The organism is Pseudomonas sp. SW-3, assembly GCF_016615645.1.
In the GTDB taxonomy this organism is placed as follows: Bacteria; Pseudomonadota; Gammaproteobacteria; order Pseudomonadales; family Pseudomonadaceae; genus Aquipseudomonas; species Aquipseudomonas mandelii.
This window is the reverse complement of record NZ_CP067098.1, coordinates 5,613,332-5,635,501: the sequence shown is the minus strand read 5'-3', so window position 1 is coordinate 5,635,501 and position 22,170 is coordinate 5,613,332. Positions and strand designations below refer to the sequence as shown.

The 22,170-nt window shown below is 59.8% G+C and carries 21 protein-coding genes; 14 read left to right on the top strand and 7 right to left on the bottom strand.

Annotation, left to right across the window (positions count from 1 at the left end; translation table 11 throughout):
* The first annotated feature begins 248 nt into the window (after positions 1-248).
* Positions 249-1,025 (top strand): IclR family transcriptional regulator, encoded by a 777-nt coding sequence (locus JIO00_RS25500; RefSeq protein ID WP_200667070.1) that lies wholly within the window; start codon positions 249-251, stop codon positions 1,023-1,025.
* A 227-nt stretch (positions 1,026-1,252) separates the two neighbouring features.
* Positions 1,253-2,131 (top strand): DMT family transporter, encoded by an 879-nt coding sequence (locus tag JIO00_RS25495; RefSeq protein ID WP_172791678.1) that lies wholly within the window; start codon positions 1,253-1,255, stop codon positions 2,129-2,131.
* A 49-nt stretch (positions 2,132-2,180) separates the two neighbouring features.
* On the opposite strand, the gene JIO00_RS25490 is transcribed toward JIO00_RS25495, so the two are convergent.
* Positions 2,181-3,482 (bottom strand): MFS transporter, encoded by a 1,302-nt coding sequence (locus JIO00_RS25490; protein WP_010467439.1) that lies wholly within the window; start codon positions 3,480-3,482, stop codon positions 2,181-2,183.
* 386 nt (positions 3,483-3,868) lie between these two features.
* Between JIO00_RS25490 and quiC the strand changes: the two genes are divergently transcribed.
* Complete coding sequence (quiC, locus tag JIO00_RS25485) at positions 3,869-5,770, top strand: 3-dehydroshikimate dehydratase QuiC (RefSeq protein WP_200667068.1); 1,902 nt, start codon at positions 3,869-3,871, stop codon at positions 5,768-5,770.
* A 102-nt stretch (positions 5,771-5,872) separates the two neighbouring features.
* Positions 5,873-6,550, top strand: coding sequence for a TetR/AcrR family transcriptional regulator (locus tag JIO00_RS25480; RefSeq protein WP_042932539.1), 678 nt, complete (start codon positions 5,873-5,875; stop codon positions 6,548-6,550).
* A 71-nt stretch (positions 6,551-6,621) separates the two neighbouring features.
* Here JIO00_RS25480 and JIO00_RS25475 read toward each other — a convergent pair whose 3' ends face one another.
* The 3 genes from JIO00_RS25475 to JIO00_RS25465 all read right to left on the bottom strand — a co-directional run bounded on the left by JIO00_RS25475 (position 6,622) and on the right by JIO00_RS25465 (position 8,974).
* The gene (locus tag JIO00_RS25475) at positions 6,622-7,476 is read right to left on the bottom strand and encodes a shikimate dehydrogenase (protein ID WP_200667066.1); all 855 of its coding nucleotides are present in this window, start codon (positions 7,474-7,476) and stop codon (positions 6,622-6,624) included.
* Between the two features lie 5 nt (positions 7,477-7,481).
* Entirely contained in the window at positions 7,482-7,922 is a 441-nt protein-coding gene (gene aroQ, locus JIO00_RS25470; RefSeq protein ID WP_200667064.1) for a type II 3-dehydroquinate dehydratase, read from the bottom strand.
* 140 nt (positions 7,923-8,062) lie between these two features.
* A complete protein-coding gene (locus JIO00_RS25465) occupies positions 8,063-8,974 on the bottom strand; it encodes a LysR family transcriptional regulator (RefSeq protein ID WP_010467449.1) in 912 nt (303 codons plus the stop codon).
* A 115-nt stretch (positions 8,975-9,089) separates the two neighbouring features.
* Here JIO00_RS25465 and JIO00_RS25460 point away from each other — a divergent pair, with 115 nt between their 5' ends.
* From JIO00_RS25460 to JIO00_RS25450, 3 genes are all read left to right on the top strand, one after another.
* Positions 9,090-9,296 carry a tautomerase family protein gene (locus tag JIO00_RS25460; protein ID WP_010467451.1) on the top strand — a complete coding sequence of 69 codons (207 nt, stop codon included), beginning with the start codon at positions 9,090-9,092 and terminating at the stop codon, positions 9,294-9,296.
* Between the two features lie 211 nt (positions 9,297-9,507).
* Entirely contained in the window at positions 9,508-9,936 is a 429-nt protein-coding gene (locus JIO00_RS25455) for a DUF4160 domain-containing protein (RefSeq protein WP_154501805.1), read from the top strand.
* Positions 9,933-10,379: a DUF2442 domain-containing protein gene (locus JIO00_RS25450; RefSeq protein WP_200667062.1), complete on the top strand. Its 447-nt coding sequence runs from the start codon at positions 9,933-9,935 to the stop codon at positions 10,377-10,379. The genes JIO00_RS25455 and JIO00_RS25450 overlap by 4 nt, the downstream gene beginning before the upstream one ends.
* A gap of 54 nt (positions 10,380-10,433) precedes the next feature.
* On the opposite strand, the gene trmA is transcribed toward JIO00_RS25450, so the two are convergent.
* A complete protein-coding gene (trmA, locus tag JIO00_RS25445) occupies positions 10,434-11,513 on the bottom strand; it encodes a tRNA (uridine(54)-C5)-methyltransferase TrmA (protein WP_010467457.1) in 1,080 nt (359 codons plus the stop codon).
* A complete protein-coding gene (locus JIO00_RS25440; RefSeq protein WP_010467459.1) occupies positions 11,510-12,805 on the bottom strand; it encodes an NCS2 family permease in 1,296 nt (431 codons plus the stop codon). Before JIO00_RS25440 ends, trmA begins: the two co-directional genes overlap by 4 nt.
* A gap of 215 nt (positions 12,806-13,020) precedes the next feature.
* Between JIO00_RS25440 and JIO00_RS25435 the strand changes: the two genes are divergently transcribed.
* From JIO00_RS25435 to JIO00_RS25415, 5 genes are all read left to right on the top strand, one after another.
* Positions 13,021-13,479 carry a DUF4879 domain-containing protein gene (locus JIO00_RS25435; protein WP_200667060.1) on the top strand — a complete coding sequence of 153 codons (459 nt, stop codon included), beginning with the start codon at positions 13,021-13,023 and terminating at the stop codon, positions 13,477-13,479.
* Positions 13,480-13,546: 67 nt separating this feature from the next.
* On the top strand, positions 13,547-14,098 hold the full coding sequence (locus tag JIO00_RS25430) for a DJ-1 family glyoxalase III (protein ID WP_077749415.1): 552 nt from the start codon (positions 13,547-13,549) through the stop codon (positions 14,096-14,098).
* A gap of 182 nt (positions 14,099-14,280) precedes the next feature.
* Positions 14,281-14,811 carry a (2Fe-2S)-binding protein gene (locus JIO00_RS25425; protein WP_077749414.1) on the top strand — a complete coding sequence of 177 codons (531 nt, stop codon included), beginning with the start codon at positions 14,281-14,283 and terminating at the stop codon, positions 14,809-14,811.
* Positions 14,808-15,797, top strand: a complete 990-nt coding sequence (locus tag JIO00_RS25420; RefSeq protein WP_200667058.1) for an FAD binding domain-containing protein — start codon at positions 14,808-14,810, stop codon at positions 15,795-15,797. The genes JIO00_RS25425 and JIO00_RS25420 overlap by 4 nt, the downstream gene beginning before the upstream one ends.
* Complete coding sequence (locus tag JIO00_RS25415; RefSeq protein WP_200667057.1) at positions 15,794-17,995, top strand: xanthine dehydrogenase family protein molybdopterin-binding subunit; 2,202 nt, start codon at positions 15,794-15,796, stop codon at positions 17,993-17,995. The genes JIO00_RS25420 and JIO00_RS25415 overlap by 4 nt, the downstream gene beginning before the upstream one ends.
* Here the strand turns inward: JIO00_RS25415 and JIO00_RS25410 are convergent.
* Complete coding sequence (locus JIO00_RS25410) at positions 17,992-19,230, bottom strand: MFS transporter (RefSeq protein ID WP_083375710.1); 1,239 nt, start codon at positions 19,228-19,230, stop codon at positions 17,992-17,994. The two genes, JIO00_RS25415 and JIO00_RS25410, sit on opposite strands and share 4 nt — an antisense overlap.
* Positions 19,231-19,716: 486 nt before the next feature.
* On the opposite strand from JIO00_RS25410, the gene JIO00_RS25405 reads away from it, so the two are divergent.
* Both JIO00_RS25405 and cydB read left to right on the top strand, forming a co-directional pair.
* Positions 19,717-21,156: a cytochrome ubiquinol oxidase subunit I gene (locus JIO00_RS25405; RefSeq protein ID WP_102599721.1), complete on the top strand. Its 1,440-nt coding sequence runs from the start codon at positions 19,717-19,719 to the stop codon at positions 21,154-21,156.
* Between the two features lie 3 nt (positions 21,157-21,159).
* Entirely contained in the window at positions 21,160-22,167 is a 1,008-nt protein-coding gene (cydB, locus tag JIO00_RS25400; RefSeq protein ID WP_010467472.1) for a cytochrome d ubiquinol oxidase subunit II, read from the top strand.
* Positions 22,168-22,170: the final 3 nt, after the last annotated feature.

Genomic DNA, 22,170 nt, shown 5'->3' with positions numbered 1-22,170 from the left:
AATCCTCTGATTGTCCGTGGTGATGAGTGTTGCTGGTGTGGGGGGGCGGCGCCAGTCCGGCTGTCCGGCATTTCGTTCACTGGCCGGAAGAATCGCTGACTGTAGGAACATGGATCACCCATTGAATTCCGTCAGGGCGCGGATTTTTATCGAACGGGCGACCCGCGGGTCTGTCGAGCATCGGGTTCCAGATTTCGCATTACAGGGTTCATCTTCTAGAATCAGGCAAATTGTAGGTGGAACCTCCCATGGCCGGCAGTCAGATCGAACGTGTCTTCAATGTGCTCGAAAGCCTCACCAGTGACCCTCGCGGTTTGCCGATGCAGATGCTCGCGGAGCAACTGGACATCCCGAAAAGCGCAACTCACCGCCTGCTCGCGGAGCTGATCAGGTTGGGTTATGTGCGGCAGAATCCGGAGAACCTGCGGTATCACTTGTCCACCAAACTGGTGGCGATGGGGTTTCGTTATTTGTCGGGCAGCGGCGCCGATATCGTTCAGCCAGTGCTGGATCGCCTGGCCCAGGACACCGGGGAGTTGGTGCGTCTGGGGGTGATTGAAGGCGAGCGGCAGATCTGGATTGCCAAGTCCCAGGGGGCCCGTTCCGGCCTGCGCTACGACCCGGAAATGGGCCGCGATGCGCCGTTGTTCTATACCGCATCGGGCCATGCGTGGCTGGCGTGCATGAGCGATGCCGAAGCGTTGTCGCTGGTTGAGCGCCAGGGCGGCGAGCAGCCAAAAGACCTCGGGCCGAATGCTCCGCGTTCCAACATTGAACTGCTCGAACGTCTGCGTCTGGCGCGGGAACAGGGCTATGCCTGGGTCGAGGAAAGCTCGGCGGTGGGCACCTCGGCGATCGCGGCGGTGGTGCGGCATCCGAGCGAGGGTCGTGTGATCGCTGTGCTGAGCATCGCCGGACCGAGTGCGCGGATGCCGGGGGCGCGGTTGCATGAATTGGCGCCGCTGTTGTTGAGGTATACCGAGGAATTGGCGGCGGCGAGTCTGGCGTCGGAGTTGTTCAGCTAATTTATGGGGAGCGAGCCTGCTCGCGAAAGTGAACTTTCAAATAGCTCAAATGTTGAATGTCAGTCCGCCATCGCGAGCAGGCTCACTCCCACGGTTGATTTTTATTGATCGTGAAACTGTGCGGTATTCGAACACTTTCGGCTGAAGCTTGTGTTGGAATCTGGAACCAGGTTCTAAATTATTGGAACTCGCCGCCCGAGACACGTTTCACTTCTCAAGGGAAACCCATGACCGCCAGCACTCCGCTCTCCGGCGTTAACCAGCCCTTCAAAGGGATTTTGCTGATTGTCGTTGCCACTTTCCTGTTTTCCAGCCATGACGCTTTTTCGAAATACCTCTCGGGCTTCTATCCGATCGTGATGGTGGTCTGGGCTCGTTATGTGGTGCACACCTTGTTGATGGCCGGGATTTTTCTGCCGCAGTCCGGGTTGCGCGTCCTACGGACCAAACGACCGATGCTGCAATTGGTGAGGGCGTTGTGCCTGTTGGGCACCAGTTTGTTTTTTACCACCGGCCTGCAGTACATCCCGTTGGCTGAAGCGACGGCGGTCAACTTTCTTGCGCCGGTTCTGGTGACTGCGCTCTCGGTGCCGCTGCTGGGGGAGCGCGTGACACGTGGCCAATGGATCGCGGTGATTTGCGGATTTATCGGCGTGTTGATCATCGTCCACCCCGGTGGCGATCTGTTCACGCCGGCGGTGTTGCTGCCGCTCTGTTCGGCGCTGTTTTTCTGCTTTTATCAGTTGCTCACTCGCAAGCTCAGCAACATCGACAGCCCGACCACCAGCAACTTCTTCGCCGGCTTGTGCAACACCCTGGTGATGAGCGCGCTGGTGCCGTTCTTCTGGCAAGTGCCGACACTGGGGCATGGTTTCATGATGGTGGCGCTGGGGACCTGCGGGATGACCGCGCATTTGTTTCTGACTCAGGCTTTCCGCCACGCCGCTCCCGCGTTGTTGGCGCCGTTCGGTTACTGCCAGATCGTCTTTGCCGGTTTGCTGGGCTGGCTGCTGTTCTCCCACACACCGACCCTGACCACAGTGATCGGGATCGCGGTGATTTGCTGCAGCGGGTTGGCGGCGGCGTGGCAACAGAGTCGTCGGTAGGAAAATCAAACAGGCAGGCCTGGAACCAGGCCTGCCAAGGGAGGGGACTTTACTCGGTGACAGTAGGAATCTTGCGCGGTGCCATGAAGTACATCCAGGTCAGGGCAATGAAGTACATCGCCGGAATCAGGGTGAACAGCACGGTGTAGTTGTTGTTGGTGACCGTCAGGATGTGGCCGACCAACTGAGTCATGAACATACCGCCGATGGCTGCGCACATGCCGCCGAAGCCAAATACCGTACTCATCATGTGTTTAGGCGTGTAGTCCATCACCAGGCTCCAGATGTTGGCGGTCCACGCCTGGTGCGCACCGATGGCCAGGGAGATGGCGAACACCGCGACCCACAGACTGCTCGAACCCGCCGCCATGATTACGCCGACGATGCAGCAGGCGAACAGGAACATGGACAACAGGCGCGCCTTGATCGGATTCATGCCGCGGCCGATCAGGAGCGAGGACAGGATCCCGCCGCCGACGCTGCCGAAGTCTGCAGTCAGGTAGATGATGATCAGCGGGATACCCATCTGGGTCACGTTGATCCCCAGGTTGTATTGCTGATTGAGAAACGGCGGCAGCCAGTACAGGTAGAACCAGAACACCGGTGCGGTGATGGAGTAGGCGAGGGCGAAGGCCCAGGTGCCACGCATGCGCAGGATTTTCGAGAACGGTACACGGGTCTGCTCCGGCTCGACTTCCTTCTGGATGTAGTCCAGTTCCGATTGTTTGACGCTCGGATGGTCTTCCGGGTTGAAGTACTTCAAACCCCAGAACAGCAACCAGATCCCGCCCAGTGACGCCATGCACAGGAACGCGGCTTGCCAGCCCCACACGTGCAGGATCAGCGGCAGCAGCATCGGCGTGAACATTGCGCCGACGTTGGTGCCGGCGTTGAAGATGCCGGTGGCCACGGCGCGCTCGCCGGCCGGGAACCACAAGCGCGTGGTTTTCACGCAAGCCGGGTAGTTGGCGGCTTCGGTCAAACCGAGGATGAACCGGCAGACCATGAAGCCGACCGCCGACGTGGCCAGGCCGTGGGCGCCGGTCGCCAGGCTCCAGAGCAACACTGCGCAGAAGAACACGCGCTTCACGCCGACCCGATCGATCAACCGGCCTTGCAGCACGAAACCGATGGCGTAGCCGACCTGGAACCAGAAGTTGATGTTGGCGTAGTCCATCGCCGTCCAGCTCATTTCCTTGGCGAGGATAGGCTGCATGACGCCCAGTGCAGCGCGGTCGATGTAGTTGAGCGTGGTGGCAAAAAACACCAGTGCCAGCATGCCCCAACGGGTCTTGCCGACCGCCATGGCGCCGCGAATCTTGTCGCCGATACCGCCGCTGGCAGGAGTCATGGAGGAACGCTCCACGGGAGAGCTTTGAGAAGGAGTCATGTAGGCCACCGATTATTTTTATGTGGTGTTCTGAGTCTTTGGTCATCGAGACCGATGTGTGTGACCGGGCTCAATGTGTCGTCGATGTTGGGCAGTGGACGAAAAATCGTCAATTCGCCAAGGGTCATTGTGTTCGATAATCGCACGCAAAACTAACTGGATAGTACACTTTAAATTGCTGTGTTCGACTGCCAAGCCAATAATTCCCCCGAGAGAAACGCGATCCCTGTAGGAGTCAGGCTTGCCGGCGATGGCGTCCTCAAGATCGCCTTCGCGAGCAAGCTTCGCTCCTGCAAAAAGGGTGCGACGCCTTTAATAAGATTGTCTCCACCACCGGGAGCCGAAATATGCAGCGTTCCATTGCCACCGTTTCCTTGAGCGGTACCCTGCCGGAAAAACTCGAAGCCATTGCCGCCGCCGGGTTCGACGGGGTGGAGATCTTCGAAAACGACCTTCTCTACTACGACGGCAGCCCGCGGGAAATCAAGCAGATGTGCGCCGATCTCGGGATCGCGATCACACTGTTTCAACCCTTTCGGGACTTTGAAGGCTGCCGCCGCGACCGTTTGCATCGCAATCTGGAACGGGCCGAGCGCAAGTTCGACCTGATGCAGGAACTGGGCACCGACCTGGTGCTGGTGTGCAGCAACGCGTCCGCCGATGCCATCGGTGATGAAAATATCCTCATCGACGACTTGCGCCTGCTGGCCGAACGCGCCGGCGCACGCGGGTTGCGGATCGGCTACGAAGCGCTGGCCTGGGGCCGGCATGTGAACACCTGGCAACAGGTGTGGAACATCGTCCGTCAGGCCGATCACCCAAGCCTCGGTGTGCTGCTGGACAGCTTTCACACGCTGTCGCTCAAGGGTGATCCGAGTGCGATCGCCGAGATCCCTGGCGATAAAATCTTCTTCGTACAAATGGCCGACGCACCGATTCTGGCGATGGACGTGCTCGAGTGGAGCCGGCATTTCCGCTGCTTCCCGGGTCAGGGCGAATTCTATTTGCCGGGCTTCCTGGCTCCGATCATCAAGAGTGGGTACACCGGGCCGCTGTCGCTGGAAATCTTCAACGACGGTTTCCGTGCCGCACCGCCTCGGGCCAATGCCGCCGACGGTTTGCGTTCGTTGCTGTATCTGGAGGAGAAAACCCGTCAGCGTCTGGCACAGGAAACGACACCGGCGGTCAGCCTCGACATACTGTTCGAGACGCCCAAGGCCAGCGAATACAACGGCATCGAGTTTCTCGAATTCGCTGTGGACGAAAGCCTTGGCGCCAAGCTCTCCCATTGGCTGGAGCGACTGGGTTTCGTCAAGGCCGGGCAACATCGCTCCAAGAGCGTGAGCCTGCTGCGTCAAGGTGACATCAACCTGATCCTCAATTCCGAGCCTTACTCGTTTGCCCACAGTTTTTTCGAAGCGCACGGTCCGTCGCTGTGCGCCACCGCCGTGCGGGTCAAGGACAGCGCCAGTGCGCTCGCTCGGGCCGTGGCCTACAAGGGGCAACCGTATCGCGGACTGGTCGGCCCCAATGAACTTGAGCTCGCTGCCGTGCGCGCACCGGATGGCAGCCTGATTTATCTGGTGGATCAGGACGCCGATGTCTACGGCACTGATTTCCATCTGCAACCGGCTGCCGTGGCCAGTGGTGGCCTCAAACGCATCGACCACATGGCGATGGCATTGCCGGCCGACAGTCTCGACAGTTGGGTGCTGTTCTATAAGAGCCTGCTGGATTTCGAAGCCGATGACGAAGTGGTGCTGCCCGATCCTTACGGTTTGGTGAAAAGTCGAGCGTTGCGCAGTCGTGACAGTTCGATTCGCCTGCCGCTGAACATTTCCGAAAACCGCAACACCGCGATCTCACACGCGCTGTCGAGTTATCGCGGCTCCGGCGTGCATCACATCGCGTTTGATTGCGATGACATCTTTGCCGAAGTCAGTCGTGCCAAAGAGGCGGGCGTGCCGCTGCTGGATATTCCGCTCAACTATTACGATGACCTCGCTGCACGGTTCGATTTCGACGACGAATTCCTCAGTGAACTGGCGTATTTCAACGTTCTTTATGACCGCGATGCCCAGGGCGGCGAGCTGTTCCATGTGTACACGGAGCCGTTCGAAGGGCGTTTCTTCTTTGAAATCATCCAGCGCAAAAATGGCTACGCCGGTTACGGTGCGGCCAATGTGGCGGTACGCCTGGCGGCCATGGCCAAATCCCGAAGTGGTGCGGTACGTCCGGCAAAGTTGTAGGAAAATCGTAAACACGGCGACAAACCGCTGCCGCGCGGCTTCCTTCACTGTGCGGCGCGGCCCATAATCGCCAGCCTGTGCAGTGATGGCCGTGAGCCCGCAATGACGATAACTTCAGAACTCTCCGCAGTGCCCGCCGAACCGATTGCCGGGCCGCGCAAGAGTCGCAAGAACAACCCGGAAAAGACCCGCGAGAACATCCTTCAAGAGGCGATTGTCGAATTCGTCCAGCAAGGGCTTTCCGGTGCTCGCGTCGATGCCATCGCCGAGCGCATCCACACTTCCAAACGCATGATTTATTACTACTTCGGCAGTAAGGAACAGCTGTACGTCGAGGTGCTGGAGAAACTCTACGGCGACATCCGCAACACGGAAAACCATCTGCACCTGGCCGAACTGGCGCCGGTGGAGGCGATTCGGCGACTGGTGGAATTCACCTTCGACCACCATGACCGCAACGTCGATTTCGTGCGCATCGTCAGCATCGAGAACATTCACAACGCGGAGTACGTGAAGCGTTCCGATGCGATCAAGGCGATGAACAACACCATCCTCGATTCCCTGGGCGTGATTTTGCGTCGCGGGGCTGAAGAGGGCGTGTTCCGTTCAGGGCTTGAGCCGCTGGATGTGCATCTGCTGATCAGCTCGTTTTGCTTTTATCGCGTGTCCAACCGCCATACCTTCGGTGAGATTTTTCAGATCGACTTGCCGGACGAAAGCATCAAGCAGCGTCATCGGGAAATGATTTGCGAGTCGGTTTTGCGATACCTGCAGGCCTGACCTGTGGCGAGGGGGCGTCGGAACGCCGCATCGCCCCGTTGGGCTGCGATGCAGCCCTCATACTTTCAACCTTAGCCATTCATGCTCTGAAAATGCGCCAACATCCGCTGCGCATCCGGCACCACGCCACTGAACAACTCAAACGCCTTCACCGCCTGAAACACCGCCATGTTGCTGCCATCCAGCGTTCGGCAACCCAAGGCGCGGGCATTGCGTAGCAACTCGGTTTCCAGCGGAAAATAAACAATCTCCGCCACCCACAACTCAGCCCGAAGCAACTCCACCGGAACCGGCATGCCCGGCAGTTTTTTCATGCCCATGGGCGTGGTGTTCACTAACCCATTCGCCTGGCCCAACGTGCTCGGCAAATCATGCCCCGCCACGGCCCGGCCAGCGCCGAAGTGTTGATTGAGATTGTCCGCCAAGGACTGCGCACGGCTGATCTCCACATCGAAAATACTCAGCAGCTGTACGCCTTCGCTCAACAGCGCGTGGGCCACTGCCGCTCCGGCCCCGCCAGCGCCCATCTGGACCACACGCTCGCGGGCAACGTCCTTCAAGCCCCGGCGAAAACCCTCGGCAAAACCGAGGCAATCGGTGTTGTGGCCGATGCGCTTGCCGTCCTTCAGCACGACCGTGTTCACCGCCCCGATGCCGCGAGCTTCCGGCGACAATTCGTCGAGCAACGGGATGATCGCCTGCTTGCACGGGAAGGTGATATTCAGGCCGGTGAAGTTCATGCGTTCGGCGGCCATCAACAGATCGGGCAGGGCGCTGCTGTCGAGTTTCAACTGATCGAGGTCGATCAAGCGATACAGATAACGCAAACCCTGGGCATCACCTTCATGCTCGTGCAGTGCCGGAGTACGGGAAGCCTGGATGCCGGCGCCGATCAGCCCGGCCAGTACCGCGTTGTTCTGAGTCACGGTGCTTACCCCTTCAAACGTTGGCTGAAGTAATCCAGCGCCAGGCGATAACCATGGCTGCCGAAACCGGCCATCACCGCTGTGGCAATGGCGGAAACGAAGGAGTGATGCCGGAAGGGTTCGCGGGCGTGAACATTGGACAGGTGAACTTCAACCACCGGCAATTCGCTGGCGACCAAGGCATCGCGGATCGCGACTGACGTGTGCGTCCAGGCCGCCGGGTTGATGACAATCCCGGCGCAACGGCCACGGGCCGCGTGAATCCAGTCAAGCAATTCGCCTTCATGGTTGGTCTGGCGAAATTCCACGACCAGGCCGAACTCTTCGGCGGCGCGCCCGCACAGGGCAGAGATATCGGCCAGGGTTTCGTGACCATAAGTCGCCGGTTCGCGGGTGCCAAGCAGGTTCAGATTCGGGCCGTTGAGCACCAGAACGATAGGGGACATCGAAGTCTCTCCACATATTATTTTTGGAATGGGCTGGGGTGATCAGCCTGTGGAGATAAATTGTACTAGCTGGTTAGTTCGGTCAATTGAAGAGCGGTTTCTTTGAGGTTTTGTGTGCGGTGATCGGACAGTCGCACGACTTATCGCGGCAGATGCTCGACCAGGAAATCGATAAATGCCCGCAGTCTAAGCGGCATATGACGGGTCTGTGGATAGAGCAGGGTGAAGGGGCGCGAGCGTCCGCCATACGGCTTGAGCACTTCCACCAATGAGCCATCGGCCAGTTCGTTTTCAACGATGAAGCGGTAGGTTTGAAAAAGCCCCGCCCCGTGTTTGGCCAGGGTCACGCCGCCGAGTACGTCGTCAGAACAACTGAGGCTGCCCTCGGCAAGAATCTCCCGCGGGACGCCGTCGTCGTTGAACAGCCAGGCAATGCGCCGACCGCTGCTGGGCAATTCGTATTGAATGCATTCGTGCTGCGCAAGGTCGTCCAGGCTTTGCGGGGTGCCCGCGCGCTTCAGGTAATCGGGGCTGGCAATCATCACCAGGGCGGCGTCCTCAAGGTGCCGGGCGATGAGGCCGGAATCCGGAATCGCCCGCACGCGGATCGCCATGTCATAGCCTTCGCCGACAAAATCGATGTTGCGATTGCTGATGTGCGATTCGACTTTCACGTCTGGAAAACGCGCCCGGAATGCCGGCAACAACGGCAAGATCCGATGGTGCGCATACGTCGTGGGAATACTGATGCGCAGTGTCCCGGACGGTTGCTGTTGCTGGCCCATGACCTCGCGCTGAGCCTCCACCAACTGCGCCAGGGCCTGACGACATTCTTCGTAATAGCGCCGACCACTGTCGGTCAGCTTGACGCTGCGGGTGGTGCGCGCAAACAGCCGCACGCCCAGACGTTCTTCCATGCGCGACACCGATCGACTCACGGCGGCCGGTGTGACACCCGCCACCAACGCGGCCGCCGTAAAGCTGCCGGCCTCGGCGGCGAGGCAAAACAGTTCGATGCTGCCCAGCTGAAGATCGTCGAATACTCGCTGCATGATGGATGACACCGGGGGTCAATGAGGGACTGGATTTCGCCACTGTAGATGAAATCGGCCCGGCGGTGCTTTACTTGACCGGCGTCTTCTTTGATAACCGGCCAGGAGCAGCATCATGCCTTTCGTCAGCGTGCGTATTACCCGTGACGGCGTCACCCGGGAGCAGAAAGCCCAAGTCATCGCCGAGATTACCGACACCTTGGAGCGAGTCCTCGGCAAGGATCCGAAATTGACCCACATCGTGATCGAAGAAGTCGACACCGATAACTGGGGTTATGCCGGCATGACCACCACCGAGTATCGAAAAAACCTGCCGGGATGAGGGTGTTACACGCCCGCAGAGCCGTCCTCGTGACGGCTTTTTTGTGGGCGCGGCGAAAGGATTGCTTACTATTTTGCGCCGTTATCCACCGGTCCAAGGCGAGGCTTGGCGCTAGTCTCAGAGGCGTAAAGGCGATTTGGCGTCGCGCCAATTGTCGGTTTTCCAGGGAATGTCGGGTCTTCGGATTCCTTAACCTAACGGATGGGTTGGTATGCGGTTATTCAGCTACAAAGGGTTTTCAATGGTGATCATGTTGCGTGATGAGCACTGTCCACCTCACGCACATGTGGACGCCGGAAGCTGGAGCGCACGCTTCAAATTCTGCTTTTGGCACAACAGCGTCGAGCTGTGGGATGTGGTTCCTCATTCAAATCGGCCGCCAGTGGCCGTGCTGGAAGGATTGCGTCACGCACTCGGCCAACCCGCCCACTTGCGCCGCGCCCGTGCCATCTGGTGGGGCGAGTTGCACACGGTCTGTCTTGATCATCAGATTTGGGACTGGCAGGCCAGCGAAGTCGTGGTGATAAAAAGGATTGCGAGTACGACCTGGATGATTGGCTCGGCTTGCTATGAACCCGAGACGAACAAGACCCTGTTGGCGCTGATCGGCGCTCCTGAGGGTGTGGAGATCCAACTATGAAAACGATACAGGCAGGCATGCTGGTCGATCGGCCTGTCACCGAGGTCGTGCTGGATGAAGCCATCCAGCGCGGGCAAGTGCGCCAGAAGAGCGGATTGCAGGCGACTTTGGTGAGGTTTGTGGAGCCTTGTCTGGCGGTCAGTTTCATTGATGGCAGTGGCGTGCTGCTGCCCGTGCAGCACTATCCGGAATTTGATGATTTTGACGTCGAGGATTTCGCAGACCTCAAAGTCGGCTTTTCCGGAACCGCCCTGTGCCATGAGGGCAAGGATCTGCACGTGTCCATCGCTGGGATGATTTCTGCGAGCAAGCCGTTGATGGACATGGCTGCCTCGGTCATCGCCTCGCGCAATGGTCGCCAAAGCAGCGCCGCCAAAGCCGAGGCCGCGCGGGCCAATGGCCGAAAAGGCGGGCGTCCGCGCAGGACAGATGTCACCGACTGAGCACCCACAAAAAAGCCGTCGTGATGACGGCTGATTTGTCTAAGCGACTGACCTTCAACGACGGGTCAGCAACACCCCGGATTCCATGTGATGTGTCCACGGAAACTGGTCGAACATCGCGCACTGGGTGATGCGATGGGTGTCGTGCAACTGGGCGATGTTGGCGGCCAGGGTTTCCGGGTTGCAGGAGATGTAGAGGATGTTGTCGAAGCGCCGGGTCAGCTCGCAGGTGTCCGGGTCCATGCCGGCGCGAGGCGGGTCGACGAAGACGCTACCGAATTCGTAGCTCTTCAGGTCGATCCCCTGCAGGCGACGGAACGGGCGAACTTCGTTCAGGGCTTCGGTCAGCTCTTCTGCGGACAACCGCACCAGGGTGACGTTATCCACAGCGTTTTCGCTGAGGTTGCTCAGTGCGGCGTTGACCGAAGTCTTGCTGATTTCCGTGGCCAGCACTTTGCGCACACGGGTCGCCAGCGGCAGGGTGAAGTTGCCGTTGCCGCAATACAGCTCCAGCAAATCGTCCGGGCGATCGCCGAGGGCGTCGTAAGCCCAGTTGAGCATCTTCTGGTTCACGGTGCCGTTGGGCTGGGTGAATGCACCTTCGGGCTGGCGGTAGCTGAACGTGCGGCCACCGACGTCGAGTTTCTCGACCACGTAATCATGGCCAATCACTTCGCGTTTGCCTTTCGAACGACCGATAACGCTGACGTTCAGGTCGGTGGCCAGTTTCGATGCCGCCGCGTGCCAGTGTTCATCCAGTGGACGGTGATAGCACAAGGTGATCATCGCATCGCCGGCCAGGGTGGTCAGAAACTCCACCTGAAACAGCTTGTGGCTCAGCGCCGCACTTGCCTTCCAGGCCGCCTTGAGCTGCGGCATCAGTTCATTGATGCGCAGGCTGGCGATCGGGAACGCTTCGATCAGGATCGGCGTGCGTTTGTCTTCCTGGGAAAACATCGCGTAATGCCGATCGCCGCCTTCGCGCCACAGGCGGAATTCGGCGCGCAGGCGGAAATTTTTCAGCGGCGAGTCAAACACCGCAGGTTCCGGTGCATCGAACGGGGCCAGCAGATCGCGCAGGCGCGTGACCTTTTCTTCGAGCTGAACGGCGTAGGCCTGGGAATCAAAAGTCATGCGTTGAACCAACCCAACTTGATCACAAACAGAATCGAAAGAATCACCAGCGCCGGGTTCAGCTCACGGCCGCGGCCGGACAGCAACTTGATCGCGGTCCAGGAGATGAAACCGAAGGCGATGCCGTTGGCGATGGAATACGTGAACGGCATGGCCAGCGTAGTGACCACGACCGGTGCGGCGACGGTGATGTCATCCCAGTCTATTTCGGCCAGGCCGGATGTCATCAACACCGCGACGAACAGCAGCGCCGGTGCGGTGGCGAACGCCGGAACGCTGGCGGCCAACGGCGAGAAGAACAGCGCCAGCAGGAACAGGATCGCCACCACGACGGCCGTGAGGCCGGTACGGCCACCGGCACTCACGCCAGCGGCGGATTCAATGTAGCTGGTGGTGGTCGAGGTGCCCAGCAGCGAACCGGCCATGGCCGCGGTGCTGTCGGCGATCAGGGCGCGGCCCATTTTCGGCATATGGCCGTCCTTGCCCATCAGGCCGGCGCGCTTGGCGACGCCGATCAGGGTGCCGGAGTTATCGAACAGGTCGACGAACAGGAAAGCGAAAATCACGCTGACCAGACCGATGTCGAGCGCACCTTTGATGTCCAGTTGCAGGAAGGTCGGCGCCAGGGACGGCGGCATCGACATCACGCCGCCGAACGGCGTGAAGCCCAATGCGATGGACGCGATGGTCACGACCAGAATGCCGATCAGCACCGCACCGCGCACGGCGAGCGCTTCGAGGGCAACGATCAGGGCAAAACCGAGGGTCGCGAGGATCGGAGCGGGTTGCTTCAAATCACCGAGGCCAACCATGGTCGCCGGGTTGCTGACGACGATGCCGGCGTTATGCAGGGCGATCAGCGCCAGGAACAGGCCGATACCGGCGGCAATCGCTGAGCGTAGCGGCAGCGGTATGCTGTTGATGATCCATTCGCGGATGCGGAAGATCGACAACAGGAAGAACAGCACCGCCGAGATGAACACCGCCCCCAGCGCCACTTGCCAGGTGTGGCCCATGTGCAGGACCACGGTGTAGGTAAAGAAGGCGTTCAGGCCCATGCCCGGCGCGAGTGCGATCGGGTAGTTGGCGATCAGGCCCATCACCGTGGAGCCGATGGCTGCTGCCAGACAGGTCGCGACAAACACCGCGCCCTTGTCCATGCCGGTCTCACCGAGGATGCTCGGGTTGACGAACAGAATGTAGGCCATGGCCAAGAAGGTCGTGACGCCCGCCAGAATCTCGGTCCGCACGTTGGTGTTGTGTGCCTTGAGTTGAAACAGCCTTTCCAGCATGTCTGCTCCCCGTGGCGCGCCGGGCGCCGTGAATGTATCGACCTCAACAGCAAAGCACAGACCGCTGATAGCGCCTGGTAATTTTCTGTGGGCCGGAAAAAGCCGCGCATCATACCAGCAGCGTGGGGCTATGGCTGCTTATGGCTGCGATCGTCGTCGATGTTTTGCCGTAAAGCGAAGTGAGCCATACTGCGCGCTGGTATTGGGGGGGCGTTATGAGGTGCATTAAAAAGCGTGGGATTGCGGTGGGGGGCGTCGCGATGGCGTTGTGGCTGGGGGCGCAAACTGCTTCGGCGGCGATGGCGGCTCCGTTGAGCCAGGTGAAAGTGATCAAGGTCCAATCGCCGGGCTGTGGTCTTGAAAACATTGTCGAGAAACAGGAGCAGACGAGCTGCGACCACAGTGGTCCGGACATCAAGGTCTACGTTCTGGAAATTGGATATGGCAGCCTTAGTCCGCACGTCGCGCTGGATGGTTTTAACGTAGACGGCACCCGGAAGGCGGTGTGTGCCTATCAAACCGGCAACCTGAAGGAGTGCGCATCCGGAGAAACAACCGTCGGCTATCTGTACATCTTCGATCTGAAGGGCAAGCAGGACGGCATCTTCACCTTCAGCAACACGTCCATCAACGCGCCCCGCAACACGATGTCGACACAGCTTTACATCAAGTAACGGCTGCGTTCGAACAAGGGTCAGGAAAGCTGACTACGCTTTAAAGATCATCCTGTGGACCGCGCCCATGACCTTTAGAGCTTTGATTACCCTCGCCGAGGGCATCGACGACCTGCAAACCGTCACCCTGATCGATGTATTGCGCCGCGCCAAGGTTGAGGTGGTGGCGGCGAGCATCGAGGGGCGACGCATGATCACTTGTGCCCGCGGTACCCGCCTGACCGCCGATGCAATGCTGGTGGACTTGCTGGCCCAGCCGTTCGACCTTCTCGTATTGCCTGGAGGCGAGGTGGGCTCCCAGCACCTCGCCGCGCATCAACCCCTGCAACAGTTGATCAAGGACCAGGCCGCCGCCGGGCGCCTGTTCGCCGGCATTGGTGAGTCCCCGGCGCTGGCGTTGCAAGCCTTTGGCGTCTTGCGTCAGCGGCGCATGACCTGCCTCCCATCGGCCAGCCATCGATTGTCGGGCTGCAATTTTGTCGACCAGCCCGTGGTGGTCGACGGCAACTGCATCACTGCCCAGGGATCGGGGGCGGCGCTGCCGTTTGCGCTGGCGCTGGTGGAGCAACTGTGCGGTAAAGCTGCTCGGGCTGCGGTGGCGGTTGAGTTGGTGGTCTGACTGTTCGTGGTTTCAAGTTGCGCGAACCTTTTAGTAACAGCCAAACGAACACTTCGCCCGCTCCAATACTGGTCTTTCCGCGCCCATCAGTTTCCTTGAACACTCTCGCCACCCCGAAGTCGTACCCCTTATGACGGCGGTTTGCCAAAACGCCGCTTATTACGACTAACCGTGAGGTGTTTATGAGTGCGACCACCCCCGAAGCGGCGCAGCCGTCCTTCGTTCGTCACCCGTTACGCCTGACCCTCAACGGTCAGGAGCGTCAACTGGAGGTCTTGCCCTGGACCACGCTTTTGGACCTGCTGCGCGAGCAATTGGACCTGATCGGCACCAAAAAAGGTTGCGATCACGGCCAGTGTGGCGCCTGCACGGTGTTGCTCAACGGCAAGCGGGTGAACGCCTGCCTGACGCTGGCGGTGATGTGCGACGGCGCAGAGCTGGTCACCATTGAAGGGCTGGCAACCGGCGATGAGTTGCACCCCATGCAGCAAGCCTTCATCAAGCACGATGCCTTTCAGTGCGGTTATTGCACGCCGGGGCAGATCTGTTCGGCGGTCGGTCTGGCGAATGAAGGGCGGGCGCACTCCCGCGCGGACATTCAGGAGCTGATGAGCGGAAACCTCTGCCGTTGCGGTGCCTACAACAATATTCGCGATGCCATCGAAGAGGTACTTCCCTCCTGCCGCCAGCCTGGGCAAGGAGGTGGTCAATGAATCCTTTCCACTACAGCAAACCCGATTCGGTGCAGGACGCCGTGCACCTCGCCAGTCCGGCGTCGCGCTTCATCGCCGGCGGTACGAATCTGCTGGATTTGATGAAAGAGAACCTCACTCGCCCCGAACATTTGATCGATATCACCGGTTTGCCACTACGCGAGGTCAAGGAAACGGCCAGCGGCGGCGTGATGATTGGCGCCTTGGTCAGCAATGCCGATCTGGCCTGGCATCCGCTGATTGAACAGCGTTACCCGCTGTTATCCCAGGCGATCCTGGCAGGTGCTTCGCCGCAATTGCGCAACATGGCCAGCACCGGCGGCAATCTTCTGCAACGCACTCGCTGCTATTACTTCTACGACGCCAGCGTGCCGTGCAATAAGCGGGAGCCCGGCAGTGGTTGCCCTGCACGGGACGGTCTCAACCGGATTCACGCGATCCTCGGCGCCAGTTCGCACTGTGTCGCCACCCATCCTTCCGACATGTGTGTGGCGTTGGCGGCGTTGGAGGCAATCGTCCACGTCCAGGGGCGCGACGGTGCCAGAACCATTGCGTTTGCCGACTTCCACCGATTGCCGGGCGATGCCCCTGAGCGCGATAACCAACTGGCCGACGATGAACTCATTACCGCGGTCGAGTTGCCCGCCGCCGGTTTTGCCGAGTACAGCCATTATTTGAAGATTCGCGATCGCGCCTCTTACGCCTTCGCCCTGGTGTCGGTCGCCGCAGCGCTGGACCTGTCCGGGCCGGCCATTCGCGAAGCGCGTTTGGTCCTCGGTGGCGTGGCGCACAAACCGTGGCGTGACAATGCCGTCGAGCAATGGCTGGTGGGTAAGGTGGCCAACCATGAAACCTTCGGCGCCGCTGCCGACATGCTCCTGCAAAAGGCCGAACCGCTCGAACATAACGCCTTTAAGGTCAAACTGGCGCGAGAGGCAATTGTTCGCGCCTTGAGCGATGCCGCGCGAGGAGGGCAAGCCCGATGAACACATTTACCTTACCCATGGGCCAGCCACTGGACCGGGTCGACGGTCCTCTCAAAGTTACCGGCCAGGCCCGCTACGCCGGTGAGTTTCCTGAGGAAGGCCTGCTCCACGGCAGCGTTGTCTCAAGTTCTATCGCCTGCGGTCGCGTGCTCAGCATTGACGCCTCAGAGGCGCTGGCATTGCCCGGTGTTGTCGCGGTGATCGATCACCTCCAGCGTCCGACAATCGCCAGTTATGACAAGGATTACGAAGACGCCGACTCGGCTGAGGGATCGCCGTTTCGTCCGTTGTACAACGATAAGGTCCTGTACAGCGGCCAGCCGCTGGCGCTCGTCGTTGCGGATAACCTTGAGTTGGCGCGTTATGCCGGTTCGCTGGTAAGGATTGAATACGACACCGAGTCTCATCAGACCGATCTGTTGAGCCTGCAAGGCGAAGCCAAACCGGCACCCGCCGAACTGCCTGAACCTCGTGGGAACTTCCAGGCCGAATTTGCCGGTGCCGCCCTGAGTCTGGATCTGAACTACAGCACGCCGATCGAACACCACAACCCGATGGAACCACACGCCAGCACAGTGCTTTATCAGGCGGATGGCAGTCTGCATATCCATGACAAGACTCAGGGTCCGCAGAACTGTCAGTCATACGTGCAAAAGGTGTTCGGGCTTGAGAAAGAGCAGGTCAGAATTTTCGCCGCGTATGTCGGCGGTGCGTTTGGCTCGGGCCTGCGTCCGCAGTACCAGTTGGCGCTGGCCGTGATGGCTGCGCTGCACCTCAAGCGTTCGGTGCGAGTGACATTGACTCGGCAGCAGATGTTCACCTTCGGCTACCGTCCGCGCACTTTGCAACGTTTGCAATTGGGCGCTGCGGCCAATGGACGCTTGTTGGCGGTGGCTCATACCGCCATCGGCCAGACCTCGCGTTTCGAGGATTTCACCGAGCATGTGGTGGAGTGGAGCGGCATGCTCTATCACTGCGACAACGTGCAGTTGACCTACAAACTTGTGCCACTGGACGTGTTCACGCCCCTCGACATGCGAGCGCCAGGCGCGGCGCTGGGGTTGATTGGCCTTGAATGTGCGATGGACGAACTGGCCTGTGCGTTGGCCATCGATCCGGTGCAGCTGCGGTTGATCAATTATTCCGAGCGCAATCAGAACGAAGACAAACCGTACTCCAGCAAAGCCTTGCGCGAATGTTACGCCCAAGGTGCCAAACGCTTTGGCTGGGATCAGCGCGATCCCGAACCGCGCAGCATGCGTCAGGGTCGACAGTTAGTGGGCTGGGGCATGGCCGGCGGTGTCTGGGAAGCGATGCAGCAGAAGGCCAGCGCCAAGGCTTCGCTTGATCACAACGGCAAGCTGACCGTCAGTAGCGCCACCACCGATATCGGCACGGGCACCTACACGGTCATGACGCAAATTGCCGCGCAGGCTTCAGGCGTTTCGGTAGAGGATGTCACTTTTATCCTTGGCGACTCTTCATTGCCAACTGCGCCATTGCAGGGCGGATCGTTCACGGTGTCGTCGGTCGGCACGGCCGTTCAGCAGGCTTGCGAAGCCTTAAAGGAAAAGCTGCTCGCCGTTGCGCGGCAAACCTCACCCGCGTTCAGTGGTGTGACCTCGGAACAAGCGGCTTTTGAAGACGGATATCTGACATTTGGCGATGCGCGGGTAAAACTGGCCGACCTGGCCCGGGACTGCGGAGAAGACACCCTCGAGGTTCAGGTTGATGCCGAGCCTGACAAGAAGCGCGAAGCCTACGCCACCGCCACCCATTCAGCGGTGTTCGTCGAAGTGCTGGTGGATGAGGACTTGGGCACGGTGAAGGTGAACCGGGTGGTCAGTGCGATTGCGGCGGGTCGAGTGGTCAATCCGAAAATGGCCCGCAGCCAGATTCTCGGTGGCGTGGTGTGGGGCATCGGCATGGCCTTGCACGAGGAGACGCAGACCGACCATGCGCTGGGTCGTCACATGAATCACAGCCTGGCCGAATACCACATTCCGGTAAACGCTGATATCGGCGACATTGACGTGCTGTTTGTCGAAGAACACGACGAGATCGTCAATGCCCTGGGTTCCAAGGGCGTGGGCGAGATCGGCATCGTCGGCGTGGCGGCAGCGGTGGCCAATGCGATCTATCACGCGACTGGCAAACGGGTGAGGGATTTCCCCATCACCCTGGACAAACTGCTCTAGGCCTTGGCTTCTTCGATTGGCACATGCATACGGTCGCGGTTGGCCAGGGTCGGGAACAATTTGATCCACGCCCCGGTCACCACCAGCGTGCCGATACCGCCCATGACCACCGCCGGCACGGTGCCGAACCAATGGGCGGTGAGGCCGGATTCGAACTCGCCCAACTGGTTCGAAGCACCGATGAACAAACCGTTCACGGCGCTGACCCGGCCGCGCATTTCGTCCGGGGTTTCCAGTTGCACGAAGGAGGCGCGGATCACCATGCTGATCATGTCCGCTGCGCCCAACACCACCAGCACGGCCAGGGAAAACCAGAACGAAGTCGAGAGGCCGAACGCGATGGTCGCGACGCCGAACACACCGACGGCCGTGAACATTACCCGCCCGACTTGGCGCTCCACGGCAAATCGCGCCAGGTACAGCGACATCAGCAGCGCACCGACGGCCGGGGCTGAGCGCAACAGACCCAGGCCCCAGGGGCCAGTCAACAGGATGTCTTTGGCGAACACCGGCAGCAGTGCCGTTGCCCCGCCGAGCAATACCGCAAACAGGTCCAGGGAAATCGCCCCGAGAATGTCCGGCCGACTGCGAATGAAGCGGATGCCTGCGAGCAATGAGTCCAGCGTCGCCTTGCCCTTGTTCAACGGTGTCTGCCGGGCGGGCAGGTTGAGCATCAACAAGCAGGCAATGAGGTAGAGGATCACGGTCGGGCCATACACCCAGACGCTGCCGAAGGCATAGAGCAAACCGCCAAGGGCCGGGGCGACGATGGTGGCTGATTGTTGAGCCGACTGCGCGGCGGCGACGGCACGGGGGAACAGCGCGCTGGGCACGATGCTCGGCAGCAGGGCCTGAGTGGTCGGCATCTCGAAGGAGCGTGCGGCGCCGAGCAGGAAGGCGAGGATGAAGATCATCTCGCGGGTGACATGGTCGGTTGCGCTGCCGATGGCCAGGGACAGGGCAATCAACGCTTGAAGAGACTGGCAGATCGCCGCGACCTTGCGCCGGTCATAGCGGTCCGCAACGTGCCCGGTGTGCAGCATGAACAACACCCGAGGGGCAAATTCCACCAGCCCCACCAAGCCCAGGTCGAGCACATTGCCGGTCAGTTGATACAGATTCCAGCCGATGGCTACGGTGAGCATCTGAAAACCGCTGGCGGTAAACACCCGAGCCAGCCAGAACGCGATAAAAGGGCGGTGATGGCGTAACAGCAAGGGCGCTTGGCTGGGCATCTGAGGGCAGGTCTTGAGCGAGGTGAGGGTCGAGATTATCACCAAGCTGTAACCAGAAGTTGCAGGCTGGGAAAATTTAGTTAGCTAGACACCGATCTCCAAAAACACCGACATTCCCCTTTGGGAGCGAGCCTGCTCGTGATGATGGAGTATCAGTCGACACCTCTGCTGCCTGACACACTGCTTCGCGAGCCGGCTCGCTCTCACCGGTAATGTGTTTCAGTTCATGAGTAGAGCTATGAGGCAACCTGTCACGCGGCAAAAGACCACACCGTCCATCGTCAAAAATGGGACTACTCTTTTAACCATTGCTTGATCCAGATCAAGACCCTTGTGGAAATGATCCGGTGGCCAGATGGCCAGACTCCCTACGTTGTGACGTTTGTAAAAAAAGAACGAATTCTAATTCGCCACACTCCATATCCGTGGGGGCAGTGGGTGCAGGCCGCAAGCCTTCAGCCGGTATTACCTGACAGAGGAAGACTTATGTTCGGTTTGGAGGCGCTTGATCTCGCCCGAATTCAGTTTGCGTTCACCATCTCGTTCCACATCCTGTTCCCGGCTATCACCATTGGCCTGGCGAGTTACCTGGCGGTACTCGAAGGTTTGTGGCTGAAGACGAACAACGACACTTACCGCGATCTGTACCATTTCTGGTCGAAGATCTTTGCCGTCAACTTCGGCATGGGGGTGGTGTCCGGGTTGGTCATGGCGTATCAGTTCGGCACCAACTGGAGCCGCTTCTCGGATTTCGCCGGTTCCGTGACCGGGCCGTTGCTGACGTACGAAGTCCTCACAGCGTTCTTCCTTGAGGCCGGTTTCCTCGGCGTCATGCTGTTCGGCTGGAACAAGGTCGGGCGCAACCTGCACTTCTTCGCCACGGTCATGGTTGCCATCGGCACGCTGATATCGACCTTCTGGATTCTCGCCTCCAACAGTTGGATGCAGACCCCGCAAGGATTCGAAATCATTAATGGCCAGGTCATTCCCACCGACTGGTTCGCCGTGATCTTCAACCCCTCATTCCCCTACCGTCTGATGCACATGGCGACGGCCGCGTTCGTCGCGACTGCCTTCTTCGTCGGCTCTTCCGCGGCCTGGCATTTGCTGCGCGGCAAGGACAACCCGGCGATCCGCACCATGCTCTCGATGGCCATGTGGATGGCATTGATCGTGGCGCCGATTCAGGCGGTCATCGGTGACTTTCACGGGCTCAACACGCTCAAGCACCAGCCGGCGAAAATCGCTGCGATCGAAGGTCACTGGGAAAATCACGGCGATGAGCCGACCCCGCTGATCCTGTTCGGCTGGCCCGACATGAAAGAAGAGCGGACCAAATACGCGGTAGAAATTCCCTACCTGGGCAGCCTGATCCTGACCCATTCCCTGGACAAGCAAGTGCCGGCGCTCAAGGACTTCCCGCCTGAAGACCGGCCGAATTCCACAATTGTGTTCTGGTCGTTCCGGATCATGGTGGGTCTGGGCATGCTGATGATCTTCACAGGATTGTGGAGCCTGTGGCTGCGCAAGAGTGACAAGTTGTACACCTCGCGTCCGTTCCTATATCTGGCGTTGTGGATGGGCCCATCCGGCCTGATTGCAATCCTCGCGGGCTGGTTCACCACTGAAATCGGCCGTCAGCCGTGGGTGGTCTATGGGCTGATGCGCACGGCGGACGCGTCCTCCAATCACAGCTTCCTGCAGATGAGCATCACGCTGGTCCTGTTCGTGGTGGTGTATTTCGCGCTGTTCGGTGCCGGTCTGGGCTACATGATGCGCCTGGTGCGCAAAGGGCCGAAGATCGACGAAGGCAAGGAAACGCCCGAAGGTGGTCCAGGCAAGAAGCGCACGCCGGCTCGTCCGCTGTCCGCCGCCGACGATTCCGCCGACGACGACCACGATCCCAGCCTGACCAAGGAGATTTGAGTCATGGGTATTGATCTTCCGCTGATCTGGGCCGTGATCATCATCTTCGGCATCATGATGTACGTGGTCATGGACGGCTTCGACCTGGGGATCGGGATTCTCTTCCCGTTCATCCCGGGCAAGACCGACCGTGACGTGATGATGAACACCGTCGCCCCGGTCTGGGACGGCAACGAAACCTGGCTGGTACTGGGTGGCGCGGCGTTGTTCGGCGCGTTCCCGCTGGCCTATTCGGTGGTGCTCTCGGCGCTGTACCTGCCGCTGATTTTCATGCTGATCGGGCTGATTTTCCGGGGCGTGGCGTTTGAGTTCCGCTTCAAGGCCAAGGACCACAAGCGTCATCTGTGGGACAAGGCGTTTATCGGTGGTTCGATTGCTGCAACCTTCTTCCAGGGGGTGGCCCTGGGGGCATTCATCGATGGGTTGCCAGTGGTCAATCGCCAGTTTGCCGGTGGTTCACTGGACTGGCTGACACCGTTCACCCTGTTCTGCGGCCTCGCGCTGGTGGTGGCTTATGCGCTGCTGGGTTGCACCTGGCTGATCATGAAGACCGAAGGCAAGTTGCAGCAGCAGATGCATGATCTGGCGCGGCCGTTGGCGTTCGTGGTGTTGGCGGTGATCGGTATCGTCAGTATCTGGACCCCGTTGGCCCATGCCGAGATCGCGGCTCGCTGGTTTACCCTGCCGAACCTGTTCTGGTTCCTGCCGGTACCGATCCTGGTGCTGGTGACCATGTACGGTCTGATCCGCGCCGTGGCCCGCAATGCGAACTACACGCCATTCCTGCTGACGTTGGTGCTGATCTTCCTCGGCTACAGCGGTCTGGGCATCAGCCTGTGGCCCAACATCGTACCGCCTTCGATCTCGATCTGGGACGCTGCTGCACCGCCGCAAAGCCAGGGCTTCATGCTGGTCGGTACGCTGTTCATCATCCCGTTCATCCTGGGTTACACCTTCTGGAGCTACTACGTGTTCCGCGGCAAGGTGACCCACGAAGACGGTTATCACTAGCGC